The sequence below is a fragment of the Kitasatospora sp. NPDC054795 genome (assembly GCF_053611565.1).
The window spans coordinates 15,400-29,406 of record NZ_JBSHAP010000115.1; the positions used below are offsets into that span (position 1 = coordinate 15,400).

Consider the following 14,007-nt stretch of genomic DNA (forward strand, 5'->3'; position numbering starts at 1 on the left):
TCGCCCACCGGGGCGGGCCCGTGCCAACGGTTTTCCGCCCGCACCGGCCGGAGCACCGCCGCCCGCACCGGCCGGAGCGCCGCTGCCCGGGCCCGTTCGCGTGCCGCCGCCCGGGCCTGCTCCCGGTCGGACACGAGGGACTTCGCCCGGCGACGGCCCTCTCCGCACGGGATACGGCGGCCCACCGGCCGTTGCGGGGCTAACCTGGGCCGGTGACACGGCGATCCAGCACGGTGGTGCTGATGTGCGGTCTGCCCGGAGCGGGCAAGACCACGTTTGCGATGGGCCTCGTCCAGCAGGGCTACGCGCGGCTGTCGATCGACGAGGGAGTGTGGGAGCGGCTCGGGCGGTGCGACGCCGGGCTGGTCCTGCCGCAGGAGGAGTTCGACCGGCTCAAGGACGAGATCCGGCGTGAACAGCTGGTGGAGCTGGTCGAGTTGATGCGCGACGGGCGCGACGTGGTGGTGGACTACACCTTCCGCAGCCGCGCCGCCCGGGACACCTACAAGGCGCTGGTGGAAAGGCACGGCTGCCGCTGGGAGCTGGTCCACCTCAAGGCCGACCGGGCGACGCTGGAGCGCCGCCTGGCGGTCCGCAACGAACAGCGCGGCGCCAACTCCGTCACCGTGAGCGCGGAACTGTTCGACCGCTACTTCATCGGCTTCGAGGAGCCCCGGGCGAGGGCGAGCAGGTCCTGCTCCAGCCCCCGCCGTCCTGAGGCCCGGAATCGCTAGCCGATCGCCACGGCCGTGCCGGAGACCCGTACCCGGGTGTCCTCCGCCCGCAGCTCGACCCGCAGGACGCCCGGGCGGCCCAGGTCCTCGCCCTGGTGGAGCGTCAGCACCGCCGGGGCCGTCACCGCGCCGAGCTCCCGCAGGTACGCGCCGAAGGCGGCAGCGGCGGCGCCGGTGGCCGGGTCCTCGACCACGCCGCCGACCGGGAACGGGGCGCGGACGTGGAAGACCTCGGGGGCCTCCCGCCAGGCGAGCTGCAGGGTGACCAGGTCGCGGGCGCGCATGTACGCGGCGAGGCCGTCGAAGTCGTAGTCGAGCCGGGCCAGCCGCTCGCGGGTGGCGACCGGCAGGACGAGGTGCCGGGCGCCCGCGTAGGCGACGCGGGGCGGCAGGACCGGGTCGAGGTCGTCGGCGGACCAGCCGAGCAGGGCGAGCGCCTGCGCCACGTCGGCCGCCGGCACCTCCTCGACCTTCGGCTCGACACTGGTGAGGGTGGCGCGCAGCAGCCCGTCGGCCCCGCGCTCGACCTCGACCGGGACGTCCCCGGCCGCGGTCGCGAAGACGTACCGTCCGGGGCCGGTGTGCTCGGCGAGGGCGACGGCGGAGCCGACCGTCGCGTGCCCGCAGAACGGCACCTCGGCGAGCGGGCTGAAGTACCGCACCCGGTAGGTCCCTTCGGTCGGGCCGGCGGTCAGGAAGGCGGTCTCGGAGTACCCGACCTCGGCGGCGACGGCGAGCATCCGCTCGTCGGTCAGTCCGGTGGCGTCGAGCACCACGCCGGCCGGGTTGCCGCCCTCGGGGCGGGTGGCGAAGGCGGCGTAGCGGAGGATCTCGGGAGTGGCGTCGTCGATCATGACCGGACGAACGCGCCGGGTGCGCGGACTGTTCCCGCCCACCGCGGCGCTTCCTCGTTCCGCGGCTGCTCCTCCCACCGCGGCACCTCCGCTCACCGCAGCACCGCCTCCAGGAAGTCCGAGCCGAGCCGGGCGCTGCCCGCCAGGTCCAGCTCGTAGAGCATGTACCGCCCGCGCCGCCTGGTGGTGAGCAGCCCGGCCCTGCGCAGGACCGCCAGGTGCCGGGACACCTCGGGCGCGCTGAGCTGCCAGGCCGAGGCCAGTTCGCCGGTGGTGTGCGGGCCGCGGGCCATGGTGCGGGCGAGGCGCAGCCGCACGGGGTGGGCGAGCGCCTCCAGGCGCTGCTGGACGAGGGCGAGCGAGACGGGCTCGGGCAGGCCCGCCTCGGCGACGGGGTACTGGAGGACGGGCCGCCAGCCGCGCGCGTGCACCACCAGGAGGTGCGGGCGCCCGAAGGCGGTGGGGATGAAGGTGACGCCCCCGGCGTCGGTGCCGCTGGTGGTGTTGTCCTGGAGCTTGTCGATGACGATCCGGCGCCGCCCGTCCCCGCCCTGGTCGAGGGAGACGGAGGGCGAGACGTCGGCGAGCGCCTCGGCGAGGCCGCGGCGGGCGAGCAGGTCGGCCTTGCGCCGGGCGTCGGCGGCGAGGTCGGGCAGGACGCGCTGCCAGGCGTCGGCGAAGAACGCGGACCGGCAGTCCTCCAGCAACCGCCGCACCAGGCCCCGGACGGCCGGCGGGTCGGCGAGCAGCCGGTCGGCGAAGGCGGCCTGCCGGGGGCCGCGGGCGAGGGCGAGTTCCCGGGCCCGCTCGTTGGCCTCCGGGTCGGTGAGCGGGGAGCCCATCCGCCGGGTGAGCCGGGAGGAGCCGCAGGTGGTGATGAGGGCGGCGGCGACGTACAGCTCGTCGTCGATCCGGTCGACGGCGTCGAGCTCCTCGGCGAGGGTGGCGCCGGGCAGGCCGGGCACGAGGAAGTCGGCGCGCGAGGAGCGCCAGAGGAAGTCGGCCTCCAGCAGCCGCTCGGACAGCTCGGGCGGGATCACGGTGGCGGTGCAGCCGGCCCAGCCCTGCAGCGCGGGGTGGTGCGCGGGCTCGGCGAGCACGTGCAGCATGGCGTTCAGCTCGCCGAGCGGGGAGGGCGTGAAGAGCAGGCGCTCGTCGGGCAGGCCCGTGATGTCGATGGTCAAACTCACACCGGGGATCCTGTCACCCGCCGTCGACCGGGCTCCCGCGGATTGACGGGAAGCGTCAATCCGCGTGCCCCGCGGTCCGACCCGGGCGGACGGTACCGGCCATGAGCCTGATCAGGGAGAAGTCCGTCCACGACCACGCCGCCGACCGCCACGGCGGGCCACCCGCTCCGCCGGCCGGCCCGGGCCGCCGGAGCCCGTCCGCGCTGCTGAGCCTGCTGACCGCGGCCGGCGGGCCCCGGTACGCCGTCGCACTGGCGGTGGACGCGGTGGGCGGCGGCCTGCTGCGGCCGTTCCTGCTGCTGTACGGCGTCGGCATGCTGCACCTGGGCGCGGGTGCGGCCGGGCTGGCGCTCTCGGCCGGGATGGTGGCGGGCCTGCTGGTGGTGCCGCTGACCGGCCGGTGGATCGACCGCGGCGCCCGGACGCTGCCCGCCGCCGCCACCCTGCTGCTGCGGGCGGCGGGCGCGCTGACGCTGCTGCTCGCGGACGGCCTGCCGGGGTTCACGGCGGCGGCGGTGCTGTTCGGGGTGGGCAGCCAGTCCTGGCCGACCACCCACGCGGCGGTGGTGAGCACCCTGACCGAGGGCCGGCTGCGGGACGCCGCGCTGGCGGCCGGGCGGTCGCTGCGCAACGCCGGGCTGGGTGCGGGCGCGCTGCTGGCCACGCTGGCGGTGAGCGGCGGGGCGGGCGCGATCCGGCTGCTGGCCGGGGTGACGGGCGCGGCCTGCCTGGGCGCGGCCGTCCTGGTGGGCTCGCTGCGGGTGCGGGCTCCGCGCCAGGACCGGCCGGCGGACGCGCCGGAGCGGGCGGAGCCGCTGCGCCGGATCACCCTGCTGGGCGTCGCCAACCTGCCGTACGCGTTCTGCTTCGACGTGCTGGAGGTGGCGCTGCCCGCGCTGCTGGTGCTGCGGCTGCACGCCTCGCCGGCGTGGTCCTCGGGCATCTTCGTCGGCAACACGGTGCTGGTGATCGCCCTGCAGCTGGCGCTGGTGCTGCGGCTGGCGGACCGTCCGCGGCACGTCGTGCTCGCCGCCTCGGGGGCGCTGCTGGCGGTGTCGTACCTGGGCTTCTGGGCGGTCGGCTCGCTGGGCGGCGTGCCGGGGGCGGTGGGCATCGCGGCGGTCTCGGTGCTGTACACGCTGGGCGAGATCCTCTACACCGGCTCGGGCACGGCGCTGGTGGCGTCCGTCGCCCCGCCGCATCTGCTGGGGCGGGCGCTGGCGCGCTGGGAGCTGTCGGCGGGGGTGGGCCGGGCGGCGGCCCCGGCCGTGCTGACGGCGCTGCTGGCGGGCGGTTCCGGACAGCTGTGGGTGCCGCTGGCCGCGGCCACCGCGCTGGGGGCGCTGGCGGTGCTGCGGCTGGGTCCGGCCCACTGACCGGAGGGAGCGTCGGAGGAGGACCGGAGGAGGACCGGAGGAGCGCCGCGCCGACGGGCCGGCGCGGCGGGAACGCCCCGGTGGGATGATCGGCTGCATGGCCCTGACCCCGCACCAGCAGCACCTCCGCGACCGGATCATGGCCGCCGGGGTGACCGCCCCGCCGGAGCCGTGGCGGCCGGTCGGCCGGGGGCTGATCGCGGTCGGCGGACTGCTCGGCATCGGCTTCGCCGTCCACCCCGAGAGCGGACACGACCTGGTGCTGACGGTCTCGCACAACGGCCACGGCCTGTTCGACGCGGTGACCGGCCTCAAGCTGGCCCGCGACCACGAGCCCGCCGAGGATCCGGACGGCCTGGACCTCTCCTGCCCCGGCCTCGGCCAGGTCGCGGACGTGCGCATCCCGGTCGCGGGCACGTGGGGCGGCGGGCTGCACACGGCCGCCGAGGGCGGCTGGCACATCGAGGTGGTCGCCCCGGAGTGGCCGCACCACCGGGTGCTGCTCGCCAGCGGCCGGGGGCCGTGGCAGGGCGAGCACGGCGAGAGCTGGTGGCTGGTCCTCGACTCCGACCGGTCCGCCTTCCGCGCGGCCGGCTTCTCCCCGAGCGGCCGGACCCTCGCGGTGGCCACCAGCAGCGACCTCACGCTCTGGAGCCGCCAATAGGTGTTCCGGCTCCGGATGCGGACGGGCCGCGGACCGCCGATGCTGACGGCGAGGCGTGCCCGGCCCGAGGAAGGACACCGAACGTGAGCGAACGCAGTGAGCGGACCATCGAGCGCTGCGCGTTGCGCGAAGCGCCCGCCGAGCGGAGCGGGGTGGGCGCATGAGCGCGCTCGACTTCGAGATCGTCGACACCCCCGACAGCTCGCTCAACAAGACCTCCGTCCTGGTCACCGGCCCGGACGACGTCCTGCTGGTGGACGCCGGGTTCACCCGTTCGGACGGGCGCCGCCTGGTGGAACGGATCAGGGCGAGCGGCAAGCGGCTGACCACCGTCTTCGTCAGCCACGGCGACCCGGACTTCTACTTCGGCGCCCAGGAGGTCCAGGAGGCCTTCCCGCAGGCCCGTTTCCTGGCCACCGCCTCCACCGTCGAACACATCCAGGAGACGTACGAGGCCAAGCTGCGCGCCTGGGCGCACCTGGGCCCGGAGCTGCCCACCCGGCTGGTGCGGCCCGAGGTGCTGCACGGGGACGAGCTGGTCTTCGAGGGCCACCGCTTCGAGCTGCGCGGCGCCGACTTCCACCTGCCGGACCGGCACTACCTCTGGCAGCACCACCACCGCGCCGTGCTGGGCGGGGTGCTGCTCTTCGAGGGCCTGCACGTGTGGACGGCGGACACCCCGACCTCCGCCCAACGGGCCGCCTGGATCGATCTGCTGGACGGCATCGAGGCGCTCCACCCGACCTGGGTGGCGGCCGGCCACCGGATCGCCGGCGCGCCCACCGACCTGAACGCCGTCGACCACACCCGGGCCTACCTGCGCGCCTTCGAGACCGAGATCGGCCGGGCCCCGGACGCGGCCTCCGCCAAGGAGTCGCTGGAGCGGCGCTTCCCGAAGCTGGGGCTGCGGATCGCGGTGGACATCGGCACCAAGGTCGCCATGGGCGAGATGGCCTGGGGGTGAGCGGACGATGATCGAGATCCCCCGGGACGTCTCCTCCTTCGCCGAGTCGTCCGCCCCCGCCGACGTGGTGCGCCGCCAGTACCTGGCGTCCGCCCGGGGCGACCTGGCCGCGCTGCGCGCCACCCTGGCCGACGACGTGGAGTGGACCGAGATGGCCGGCTTCCCGCTGGCCGGCACCTACCGCACCCCGAAGGGCGTCACCACCCATGTGATGGAGCGGCTGGCCGCCGAGTGGGACGACTGGACGGCCCACGACGACACCTATGTGGTGGACGGCGAGACCGTGGTGGTGCTGGGCCGCTACACGGCGGTCCACAAGAGCACCGGAAAACCGCTCGCGGTCCGGATCGCCCACCGCTTCACCGTGCGCGGCGGCCGGATCGTGCGCTTCGAGCAGTTCACCGACACCGCACTGGTGAGGGAGGCGATGACCGGCTGAGGCCCGCCCCGGGGTCACATTCACTCGTACGGGCGAGCGCGGCGCGGCGCGCCAGGCGCGGTCTCGACAGACCACCCGCACGGCGGCAGGCTGACCCCGATCACGGCCGGAGAACGAGGAGTCGAGCATGGCGGGCACGGACACCGGGACCACCGGAGCGGACGGCGGGCGGCAGCGCCCGGTCGTCATCGTCGGGGCGTCCCTGGGCGGCGCGAAGGCGGCCGAGGCGTTGCGCGAGGCCGGGTACCGGGGCGGCATCGTCCTGATCGGCGACGAGCACGAGCTCCCGTACGAGCGGCCACCGCTGTCCAAGGGCTACCTGCTGGGGAAGACACCCCGGGAGAAGATCTACGTCCACCCGCCGCAGTGGTACGCGGAGCACGACGTCACGCTGCGCCTGGGCACGGCGGTGGCCTCGATCGACCCGGCCGGGCACACCGTGACGCTCGCCGACGACGGCCGGGTGGAGTACGCCAAGCTGCTGCTGACCACCGGCTCGGTGCCGCGCCGGCTGCCGGTGCCCGGCGCGGAGCAGGACGGGGTGCTCTACCTGCGCCGGGTCGAGGACAGCGACCGGATCAAGGCGGCGCTGCGGCCGGGGGCCCGGATCGCGGTGATCGGCGCGGGCTGGATCGGGCTGGAGGTGGCGGCCGCGGCCCGGGAGGCGGGCGCCGAGGTGACGGTGCTGGAGGCGCTCGAACTGCCGCTGCTGCGGGTGCTCGGCCGGGAGGTCGCCCAGGTCTTCGCCGACCTGCACCGGGAGCACGGCGTGGACCTGCGCTTCGGCGTCAAGGTGGCCGAACTGACCGGCGAGGGCGGCACGGTGAACGGCGTGAGGCTCGCGGACGGCACGACGGTGGCCGCCGACGCGGTGGTGGTCGGCATCGGCATCTCCCCCGCCACCGGCCTCGCCGAGGCGGCCGGGCTGGAGATCGACAACGGCGTCAGGACCGACCGACACCTGCGCACCTCCGACCCGGACGTCTACGCGGCCGGCGACGTCGCCAACGCCTACCACCCGCTGTTCGAGCGGCACATCCGGGTCGAGCACTGGGCCAACGCCCTCAACCAGCCGCAGACGGCCGCCCGCGCCCTGCTCGGGCAGGAGGACGCCGTCTACGACCGCGTTCCCTACTTCTTCACGGACCAGTACGACCTCGGCGCGGAGTACGTCGGCTACGTCGAGCCGGACGGCTACGACCGGGTGGTGTTCCGCGGGGACCCGGCCACCCGCGAGTTCATCGCGTTCTGGCTGTCCGGCGGCCGGGTGCTCGCGGGGATGAACGTCAACGTCTGGGACGTCACCGACCCGATCCGCGAACTGGTGCGCTCGGGGCGGGTGGTGGACACCGAGGCACTGGCCGACCCGAGCGTGCCGCTCGGGGACGTGTGACCGACCGGCCGGCGATCACCCCACCGGGACGCCGGGGTTGACCAGGCCCCGGCCCCCGGTGACGGTGTTGCCCGCGCCGATCGTGACCTTGCACGTCGCCGCGTCGTAGTCGGTCACGTCGATCGCGTACCGGTCCGGGCCGGTGGCGCCGGTGAGGTCGGAGCGGTTGCCCCGGAAGACGGTGCCGCAGCCCCAGCCCGGCCGGAGGCTGTGGGTCTGGTAGCCGTCGTCGGTGGTGCGCCGGCCGGTGTTGTTCTCGATGACGTAGTCGTTGCCCTTGACGTCGACCCAGGAGTCGTCGGAGTTGCGTCCGGTGAGGCCGTCGCCGTCGAAGGTGTTGCCGGAGACCAGGCCGCCGGTGGTGCCCTCCTTGAGGTCGACGTTCTCGCCGCCGATGTTCGGGCCGAAGGTGTTGCCGGTGATCCGCACGTGGTCGCTGCGGTCGGTCAGGGTGTTGGCGGTGCCGACGTAGACGCCCTCGCCCATGCCGTCCCGGCCGAGGCCGGTGTCGTGGATGCGCGAGTTGCGCAGCGTGCCGTAGGCGCTGGAGTTGCGGAAGTGCACGCCCTCCATGGTGGTGTGGTGGACCGTCACCCCGTCGATGACCACGTGGTCCGCGGAGTCGGCCATGATGCCCTTCTGGGCGCCGGTGACGGTCAGCCCCTGGACGGTCCAGTAGCTCGCGCCGTCGAGGTGGAGGCCGTAGCCGCCGCCGGTGGGGGTGGTGAGGACGGCCTTCGCCGAGCCGGTGAGGGTGATCGGGGCGGCGGCGGTGCCGGGGGCGGTGGCCTTGAAGTTGCCGGAGTACGTGCCGTCGGCGAGCTGGATGGTCCGGCCGGGCACGGCGGCGGCGATCGCGCTCTGCAGCTGCTTGGCGGTGGCGACCTTGACGACGGCCGCGACGGCCTCGGGGGCGGCCGGGTGGGCGGCCACGGCCGCGGGGGCGGCGCAGCCGAGGGTGAGGACGGTGAGCGCGGCGAGGACGGCGGGGCGCTTGGTCACGGACGGTGCTCCTTGCGGTGGTCGGGGCCGGGCGGGGCGGCGGGCGGCGCGGTGGTGGCAGGAACATGCCGTCACTCAGCGTGGACTGGACCATTCCGGGACGTCAAGAGCGCCCCGGCAGCGTGATACTGAAGCCCTGGGGGGAGTCTCGGACAGGGAGGCGGCGGTGGGCGGAACGGCCGGGTTCGCCGTGGTGGTGTTCGGTGCGCTGGGCGGCGTGGTCGCCTACCTCGCCGGGGTGGTCGGCCTGCGCGAACTGCGGCGGCTGCGCCGGGTCGGCGTTCCGGTGCGGGCGCTGGTGCGCGAACGCGCCCCGGCACCGGAGGACCGCACGCTGCCACCGCGGCCGCTGCTCCAGTTCGAGACCGAGGACGGCCGGGTGGTCGAGGTCTTCTCCCCCGTCCCCTCCACCGCCCGCCACCCGCTGCCGGACGGCGGCTTCGTCCCGGTCCGCTACGACCCGGCGGACCCGCGGCAGGTGCTGGTGGACGGGCGGGAGCGGGCCGGGCTGGAGTACGGGTTCCTCGCGCTCGGGCTGCTGGTGGTGCTCGGCTCGATCACCCTCGGCGCCGCGGTGCTCTGAACGGTCCGAACGGGGCGGCGCACACGGACGGGCGGGCGGGCCGCACGAGCGTGGCCTGCACGGGCGGGCAGCCCGCACGGCTCCGCGGGCAGCCCGCCCGGCGTGCTCAGACGGTGGCGGCGGTGGTCGCCGCCACGGTGGCCGCGATGGAGACGGCGGCCATGGTGAGCTGCACGGCCCGGATCGCCTCGCGGACGGACTCGGCCGCCCCGTCACCGGCGGCGATCTCGGCGAAGCGCGGCTCGACCTGCTTGCGGGGCAGCTCGGGGAAGGCCAGCCGGTGCAGCCCGGAACCGTGCAACAGGGCCACCAGGGCGGCGGTGCGCAGATCCGGTTCGGCGCCGTTCAGCACGACCTCGGCCAGCCGCCCGCGCAGCTCCCGCTCCACACTGCCGTCCGCCTCCGGGTAGCGGCGGACCGGGAAGAGGCCCAGCGCCCGGCGCCGCTCCTCGACCACCAGGCCGCGCTCGCACAGCCGCCCGACCGTGTCGGTGACCGCCGTGGACCGGTCCTTGGTCAGCCAGTCGCCCGCCTTGGCCTTGCCGGAGCGGCGGCCGGCGGCCCACGCGTCGAGCCGGGCCAGCCGGCCGTCCACCAGCGGCTCCCCGGTCGGGGTCCGGTCGGTGACGGTGAGCCGGCCGTCCTCGATCGCGACCCGCCCGGCCAGCACCAGCTCGGCCAGGATGCCGCCCGCGGCGGCCCAGGCGACGGTGGGGGCGTCCTTCGCCACGCCGGACTCGTCGTCCAGCGACAGCAGCATCAGCTCCTCGGCGAGGGTGACGTGCATCGGGTGTCCCTTCCTCTCTTCTCCGTGTCGCGGTTCACCGACCCGCCGGCGGCTCAGCCGCGCAGGGCCTCGACCAGACGCCGGGCCCGGGTGTCCTCCTCCAGCAACGCCCGGACCAGCCGATCGGTGCCCTGACCTGCGGTCTCGGTCAGGTAGGCCTCGACCGCGCGCGGGTCGGCGGGCAGCGTCACCCCACCGGAGTCGAGCGCGGCGTGCGCCCGGGCGTAGTCGAGGCCGAGCCCGGCGAGCAGCTCGCCGGCGCCGTCCTCCGCCGCCAACCCCGGCTCGTGGCGGGCCACTTCGTGCACGGCCAGCAGCGCGAGCAGGACGTGCTCGGTGCCGGGCGTCCGGCGGCCGAGGCGCTCGGCCTGGGCGTCGGCCTCCGGCCGGATCCAGGCCGCCGGGCCGGACGGGCCCGGCCGCAGCAGGCGCTTCCAGCGCGGGGCCCGGTGGCCGCGGCGGGCCAGCAGCGTCTCCCGGGTGGGGTGGAGCAGCGGGTCGAGGTCACCGCCCTGGCGCACGGCACCGTCGAGGCGGTCCAGGACGGCCTGCGGCGCGACGCCGGCCGCGCGCAGCAGTTCGGCGGCGCGGGTCCGGTCGCCGGGCCCGCCGCCGTTCGCTCCGTTCGCCCCATTCCCGTCGCGCCCGCCGCCGTTCGCGCCATTCCCGTCGCGCCCGCCGCCGTGCTCGGCGTTCCCGTCGGCGAGCAGGGCGCGCAGCAGGTGTGCGGCCGTGCAGGCGGGTTCGCCGTCCCGGCGGGCGTGCTCCGTCGCCACGGCGAGTGCCCGGGCGGCGGCCCCGCTCAGCGGCCGGCCGTCCGCCCCGACGGCGCCGGGCGCCTCCCGGCCGGGCACGGCGGCGGGCCCGTCGTCGGCCGTCCAGCGCCCCTTCCGCCCCCGGACCAGGGCGCGCAGGGTGTCCGCCCCCGCCCCGGCCGCGGCGAGGGCCGCACCGGCGGGGCCCGTCTCCCCGGCCACGGCGACCAGGAGGTGCTCCGTCCCCAGCGGCCCGTCCCCCGGCCCGCCGAGCGCGTGCCAGTCCGGCTCCAGCATGGTCGTGTCCATCGGCCCCTCCCACGACTGCGGCTTTACTCAAACTATATTCCTGCTTTTCCTTCTCTTGGGAATTTTCCGCACGTCAAGAACGCGTCAGGACGGCACCTGCGCAAGAACGCGGAAGACCGGGCGCCCCGGCGTTGTTGCCACCTGGTGCCATCGTGAGAACCACGCCCGCGAGAAGGGTGAGCACCATGGCCGACACGCTCCCCGGGCCGGGCCCGGCCCCCGAGGCCCAGGCCCCGCTGGACGCCTACTCCCTGATCGTCACCACCGTGGCCGCCACGCTGACCCCGCGGGTCGCCGCGCTGCAGGTCCCCCGGCGCGGCCGGGGCGGCTGGTTCAGCACGGCGCTGGGCTCGGCCGTGGTCTTCACCGAGGACGGGTTCCTGCTCACCAACGCCCATGTCGTCGGCCACGCCGACGCCGGGACACTCGCCTTCGCCGACGGCACCACCTCCCCGTTCCACACCATCGGCACCGACCCGCTCGCCGACCTCGCCGTGCTGCGCGCCGACGGGCCGACCCCGAAGCCGGTGGCACTCGGCGAGGCGACCGGCCTGCGGGTCGGACAGCTGGTCGTCGCCGTCGGCAACCCGCTGGGGCTGGCCGGGACGGTCACGGCGGGCGTGGTCAGCGCGCTCGGCCGCTCGATCCCGGCCCGCTCCGGCAGCACCGCGCGGGTGATCGACAACGTGATCCAGACCGACGCCGCACTCAACCCGGGCAACTCCGGCGGCGCGCTGGCCACCGCGAACGGCGAGGTCGTCGGCATCACCACGGCGGTGGCCGGGAACGGGCTCGGCCTGGCCGTCCCGATCGACGCCACCAGCCGCCGGATCGTCGCCACCCTGCTCGCCGACGGCCGGATCCGCCGCGCCTACCTCGGCCTCGCCGGAGTGCCCGCACCCCTGCCGCCCGCCCTGCGCCACCGCACCGGGCAGCCCACCGGCCTGCGCATCGTCGAGGTGGTGCCCGGCGCGCCCGCCGACCGCGCCGGGCTGCACGAGGGCGACCTGCTGCTCACCGCCGCCGACGAGCCGATGGGCAGCGCCCAGGCCCTCCAGCGCCTGATGCTGGCCGACGCCATCGGCCGCCCGCTGCCGCTGACCGTCCTGCGCGGCGAGGCCCTGGTCGACGTGCTCGCCGTCCCGGCGGAGCTGCCCGTCGACGACTGACCGCGGCCCGGGACCCGGGCGGGAGCGGGGGCCACGGCGACGGAGGGCACTGGGGCGTGTCTGACACGCCCCTACGCGCGGGCCGCACGCCGCATCACCCAGAGCGCCGGCCCGCCCTCCGGCAGCCGGACCTCCTCCAGCACCTCGAAGCCGAAGTGTCCGTACACCGCCAGGTTCTCCTCCTTGGAGGACTCCAGATAGACGGGCAGCCCGTCCGCGTCGGCCTTGGCCAGTCCGGAGCGCAGCAGGGCCCCGCCCTGCCCCCGGCCCCGGGCGACCGGGTCGGCGCCGATGACCGCCAGGTACCAGTGCGACTCCTGCGGCATGTTGGCGGCGGCCGCCCCGACGGAGCGCCGGAACGGCTCGGCCCGGTCGCCGAGGAGCCCCGCCAGCTCCCGGAGCGTCTCCTCGTCCGGGACCGCCTTGTCCTGCGCCCGCGGCGGTATCCAGAAGGCGGCCGCGTCCGCGGTCCGCTCGCACACCCCGTGCCGACCGTACTGCCGGGTGAACAGCGTGGTGAAGTAACCGCCCAGCCCCGCCTGCCGGGTGGCCCGGTCGGGGAAGAACCAGCACATCATCGGGTCGTCGGCGAAGGCCAGGGCCAGTATTCGGCTGACGGCCGAAGCGTCGTCTGGGGTCGCCGGCCGCGGCACGTTGGTCATCTGCATACGGACATCGTGCGCGCCCTTATCCCCGTCGTGGCAGCGAGGGTCGGTGGCACGGAAATCCGTTGGCACGGAAATCCGTTGGCGCCCGTGCGACCGGTGTGGTTACGCTGATGCCGTTCCGTACCGATCGACCCGGGCCACCGCCCGACCGGAGAGGGTGTCTTGATGTCCCGCCTCGCGCCGAGTGCGCCTCGCCACGCCGGCTGACGACCACCGCCCGACGAACCGTCGAGGCCACTCGGCCTGCTCTTGCTGCCATCGCAGAACCCCCTCAGCAAGGAGCACCCCGGGTGTCCAGCACCTCCAGCACGCCCCCCGTTCCGAAGACCTCCACCTTCGCCTGCACCTGGTGCGGTCTGACCGTCTCCATCTGCGCCGCCGACGGCTCCCGGCGCAACCACTGCCCGTCCTGCCTGCATTCACGGCACGTCCTCGACCACGTCGAGGGCGGTCCCAGTGAGTGCCTGGGCCGGATGTCGCCGATCGCCATCGCCGTGCTGCGCACCGGTGACTGGACGGTCGTCCACCGGTGCGTGCGCTGCGACGAGCTGACGTCCACGCCCGTCCGCACGGACGACAACCAGCTCGTCCTGATGCGGATGGCCGTCCGGCCGCTCGCCCAACCGCCGTTCCCGCTCGAAGCGTTCGGCACCCTCTGAACCGCGCGGAGAGGAGGGAGCACCGAACCGTGCCACGACACAGGAACACCGGCGGCCGGGGCCGGCGGGAACCCCGCCCGCAACGGTACAAGGACGTCCTGCACGGACGGGGCGGCCACCGGGCGCACGCCTTCCGCTGCGTGGACTGCCGGTTGGACGTCCCGGTGGACGCCCCCGGCAGCGCCCACCGCAACCACTGCCCGAACTGCCTGGCCAGCCGTCATGTCGACGGCCGGACACCGGGTGACCGGGCAGCCGACTGCGGCGGCCGGATGACCGCGCTGAGCCTGTCGGTCCGCGCCGACGGCGAATGGATGATCATCCACCAGTGCCTGTCCTGCGGCGAGTTGAGCGCCAATCGGATCGCCGGGGACGACAACGCCCTGGCCCTGGTCCGCCTCGCCCTCAAGCCCCTGCGGGACACCACCCTGGCCCGCCGCGCCCTGCTCACCCTGTAGGCG

The 14,007-nt window shown here is 75.4% G+C and carries 16 protein-coding genes; 10 read left to right on the forward strand and 6 right to left on the reverse strand.

Annotation, left to right across the window (positions count from 1 at the left end):
* The first annotated feature begins 212 nt into the window (after positions 1-212).
* Entirely contained in the window at positions 213-734 is a 522-nt protein-coding gene (locus tag ACWGJO_RS32030; RefSeq protein ID WP_452189120.1) for an AAA family ATPase, read from the forward strand.
* Here the strand turns inward: ACWGJO_RS32030 and ACWGJO_RS32035 are convergent.
* Positions 731-1,588, reverse strand: a complete 858-nt coding sequence (locus tag ACWGJO_RS32035) for a PhzF family phenazine biosynthesis protein (protein WP_452189122.1) — start codon at positions 1,586-1,588, stop codon at positions 731-733. The genes ACWGJO_RS32030 and ACWGJO_RS32035 overlap by 4 nt on opposite strands.
* A gap of 92 nt (positions 1,589-1,680) precedes the next feature.
* On the reverse strand, positions 1,681-2,778 hold the full coding sequence (locus ACWGJO_RS32040; RefSeq protein WP_380351138.1) for a DUF5937 family protein: 1,098 nt from the start codon (positions 2,776-2,778) through the stop codon (positions 1,681-1,683).
* A 101-nt stretch (positions 2,779-2,879) separates the two neighbouring features.
* Between ACWGJO_RS32040 and ACWGJO_RS32045 the strand changes: the two genes are divergently transcribed.
* From ACWGJO_RS32045 to ACWGJO_RS32065, 5 genes are all read left to right on the forward strand, one after another.
* The gene (locus tag ACWGJO_RS32045; protein ID WP_452189124.1) at positions 2,880-4,154 is read left to right on the forward strand and encodes an MFS transporter; all 1,275 of its coding nucleotides are present in this window, start codon (positions 2,880-2,882) and stop codon (positions 4,152-4,154) included.
* 97 nt (positions 4,155-4,251) lie between these two features.
* Positions 4,252-4,818 carry a hypothetical protein gene (locus ACWGJO_RS32050; RefSeq protein WP_452189125.1) on the forward strand — a complete coding sequence of 189 codons (567 nt, stop codon included), beginning with the start codon at positions 4,252-4,254 and terminating at the stop codon, positions 4,816-4,818.
* A gap of 160 nt (positions 4,819-4,978) precedes the next feature.
* Positions 4,979-5,782 (forward strand): MBL fold metallo-hydrolase, encoded by an 804-nt coding sequence (locus ACWGJO_RS32055; protein ID WP_452189127.1) that lies wholly within the window; start codon positions 4,979-4,981, stop codon positions 5,780-5,782.
* A gap of 7 nt (positions 5,783-5,789) precedes the next feature.
* Complete coding sequence (locus ACWGJO_RS32060) at positions 5,790-6,221, forward strand: nuclear transport factor 2 family protein (protein WP_452189129.1); 432 nt, start codon at positions 5,790-5,792, stop codon at positions 6,219-6,221.
* A 127-nt stretch (positions 6,222-6,348) separates the two neighbouring features.
* Complete coding sequence (locus tag ACWGJO_RS32065) at positions 6,349-7,614, forward strand: NAD(P)/FAD-dependent oxidoreductase (RefSeq protein ID WP_452189131.1); 1,266 nt, start codon at positions 6,349-6,351, stop codon at positions 7,612-7,614.
* Between the two features lie 15 nt (positions 7,615-7,629).
* Here the strand turns inward: ACWGJO_RS32065 and ACWGJO_RS32070 are convergent, their stop codons facing one another.
* Complete coding sequence (locus tag ACWGJO_RS32070; protein ID WP_452189132.1) at positions 7,630-8,616, reverse strand: right-handed parallel beta-helix repeat-containing protein; 987 nt, start codon at positions 8,614-8,616, stop codon at positions 7,630-7,632.
* Positions 8,617-8,782: 166 nt separating this feature from the next.
* On the opposite strand from ACWGJO_RS32070, the gene ACWGJO_RS32075 reads away from it, so the two are divergent.
* Entirely contained in the window at positions 8,783-9,199 is a 417-nt protein-coding gene (locus ACWGJO_RS32075; protein ID WP_401047539.1) for a DUF3592 domain-containing protein, read from the forward strand.
* A 106-nt stretch (positions 9,200-9,305) separates the two neighbouring features.
* Here the strand turns inward: ACWGJO_RS32075 and ACWGJO_RS32080 are convergent, their stop codons facing one another.
* Together ACWGJO_RS32080 and ACWGJO_RS32085 are read right to left on the reverse strand one after the other, a co-directional pair.
* On the reverse strand, positions 9,306-9,986 hold the full coding sequence (locus ACWGJO_RS32080) for a GOLPH3/VPS74 family protein (RefSeq protein WP_452189134.1): 681 nt from the start codon (positions 9,984-9,986) through the stop codon (positions 9,306-9,308).
* A 53-nt stretch (positions 9,987-10,039) separates the two neighbouring features.
* Positions 10,040-11,050, reverse strand: coding sequence for a Clp protease N-terminal domain-containing protein (locus ACWGJO_RS32085; RefSeq protein ID WP_452189136.1), 1,011 nt, complete (start codon positions 11,048-11,050; stop codon positions 10,040-10,042).
* Between the two features lie 185 nt (positions 11,051-11,235).
* On the opposite strand from ACWGJO_RS32085, the gene ACWGJO_RS32090 reads away from it, so the two are divergent.
* Positions 11,236-12,219, forward strand: a complete 984-nt coding sequence (locus ACWGJO_RS32090; protein WP_452189138.1) for a S1C family serine protease — start codon at positions 11,236-11,238, stop codon at positions 12,217-12,219.
* A gap of 71 nt (positions 12,220-12,290) precedes the next feature.
* On the opposite strand, the gene ACWGJO_RS32095 is transcribed toward ACWGJO_RS32090, so the two are convergent.
* Positions 12,291-12,887, reverse strand: a complete 597-nt coding sequence (locus ACWGJO_RS32095; protein ID WP_452189140.1) for a GNAT family N-acetyltransferase — start codon at positions 12,885-12,887, stop codon at positions 12,291-12,293.
* A 290-nt stretch (positions 12,888-13,177) separates the two neighbouring features.
* Between ACWGJO_RS32095 and ACWGJO_RS32100 the strand changes: the two genes are divergently transcribed.
* Together ACWGJO_RS32100 and ACWGJO_RS32105 are read left to right on the forward strand one after the other, a co-directional pair.
* Positions 13,178-13,546 (forward strand): RNHCP domain-containing protein, encoded by a 369-nt coding sequence (locus ACWGJO_RS32100; protein ID WP_452189142.1) that lies wholly within the window; start codon positions 13,178-13,180, stop codon positions 13,544-13,546.
* Between the two features lie 29 nt (positions 13,547-13,575).
* A complete protein-coding gene (locus ACWGJO_RS32105) occupies positions 13,576-14,004 on the forward strand; it encodes an RNHCP domain-containing protein (protein WP_452189144.1) in 429 nt (142 codons plus the stop codon).
* Positions 14,005-14,007: the final 3 nt, after the last annotated feature.